Annotated in this window: 2 protein-coding genes; one reads left to right on the forward strand and one right to left on the reverse strand. The window is 59.1% G+C overall.

The window, feature by feature from the left end:
* Nucleotides 1–1,398 (forward strand): pentapeptide repeat-containing protein (locus VGR81_02425; protein ID HEV2287787.1); only part of this gene is annotated, 1,398 nt, incomplete at its 5' end.
* A 234-nt stretch (nt 1,399–1,632) separates the two neighbouring features.
* Here the strand turns inward: VGR81_02425 and VGR81_02430 are convergent.
* A partial coding sequence (locus VGR81_02430) for a hypothetical protein (protein HEV2287788.1) occupies nt 1,633–1,845 on the reverse strand: 213 nt, incomplete at its 5' end.

Consider the following 1,845-nt stretch of genomic DNA (forward strand, 5'->3'; position numbering starts at 1 on the left):
TTCTATCTGGTCGGACCCATTTTCCTTCTCGGCCTCTATATCGGGATTCACATGGTCTTGCAGCGCATGTGGGACGTCCTCGCGGAAGTTCCCGCCGTGTTCCCCGACGGCAAGAAGCTCGAAGACAACATGCCCCGTTTCGTAATGGCCTTGGCTCGTTCGCAGTTGAACTGGCTGACCTTCAAGCGTTCCCCAACGTTTCTTCTTGAAAGCCTGCTGTCCACAGCCCTCGCCTACTGGATGATTCCCGCCACCATGCTCCTTTTCTGGGCGCGCTACCTTACCGTCCAGGATTTTCGCGGCACTCTGCTGCAGATCACTCTCATCATGGTCGTCGCGCTGATCGCGCGCGCCCTCCAGACGCATGAGAGGAGTCTCCCCAGCCGCACGCAGAAAAGGCCGAATATGATTCTCAGGTTTTTTCACAGCGTGCGAAACGCCAGCCCCACGGCCATGACCATCATTAGCGGCATCGCTCTGTTGCTTCTCTCGCTGGGAGCCATTCGCGGCCTTCCTCACAATTCAGGCCGCGGGCAGGGCTGGTCCAGCAAGGATTTCCGCAGTTGGGCCGCAAACGCATTTTGGCTCATCGGCTATGACCCCTTCGCGAATATCAGCCAGGCTTCGCTCTCCATTCCGCCGAGTGAAGGCTTGGCGGCCGCCGATGATTTGAAGAAAGTGAAAGGCGCGCGGCTGGAAGGTGCCAGTCTGCGTTACGCGCAGGCGTACGGCGCATTCCTGGTGGATGCTCGCATGCGCGGCGCCGATTTGCAGGGCGCGGCTCTCTCGGAAGCTGACCTTCGTGGCGCTAATCTTCGTGAGGCCAATCTCGAAGGAGCCCTGCTCGATCGCGCCCAGCTTTCTCACACGAACCTGACCCTGGCCCAGCTCAATCGTGCCAGCATGTCCCGGGCGGATCTGTCCGCTGCGGACCTCACCTCAGCCCTGCTCACCAACGCGACTTTGGTGGATGCGCACATGGACGGTGCCAATCTCTACGGTGCGCTGCTTGGCCAGTCGCGTCTGGACCGCGCAAGCATGCAAAAAACTGACATCCGCGGCGCGAACCTCGAAGGCGCTGAGATGTCGCGCGTGGATCTTCGTGGCGCATACATGGGCTCGGCGAAACTTGTCGGCGCTCACTTGGAAAATGCTCAGCTCAGCGGGGCGTTTCTCGACGACGCCGATCTGCGAAACGCCGATTTCACCGGAGCAAGTTTCACCGGCGCCATTCTGAGCGGCACCATTTTCACGGGCGCAAAGCTGACCGGCGCCGATTTTCGTGGTGCGCTCCAGGTCACTCCTGCGCAGATATGCGCCGCTGGCGACCGCCGCGGCATGCTTCTCGATGACGCGCTCCAGTCCCAGGTTACGTCCCTGTGTGGCGCCGCCCAGTGACGAAAATCGATGCATGTTGTGCCCGAGAACTCTCGAAAATTGGCACCTCTCGCTTGGCTTTGCAGAGTTATTTCCACAGCGAAAAACCTTGGCACTCTACCACCTTTAAATGATTGAAATGTAAGGAAATACGGTCATTCCGTTAGCCAAGATTTGCCTTGTGAACCGCCCCAATTTTCGCTAAAATCGCTTGCGTAATTCCAGTACCGGTTCACCTTCAGGCCGGCACTTGGTTCAGCACGGTTTGTCCGTGTGATTTGCGTTCGCGCCAGAACGCAATGGGCAGGCTGGCTGAACGCGGCCCTCACGGGCCACGTAATCTTCGCCGCGTCCTACCGGTTCCGCCGGCAGGGACGGGATGAAGACGAACAACCCTTCGAGCCCAGCTCGCTCGATTTTGCAATCGGCTGTGGCCAATGGGCAAGGCAAGTGTCGAGCTCTTCTTGC

Source organism: Candidatus Acidiferrales bacterium, assembly GCA_035934015.1.
In the GTDB taxonomy this organism is placed as follows: domain Bacteria; phylum Acidobacteriota; class Terriglobia; order Acidiferrales; family UBA7541; genus DAHUXN01.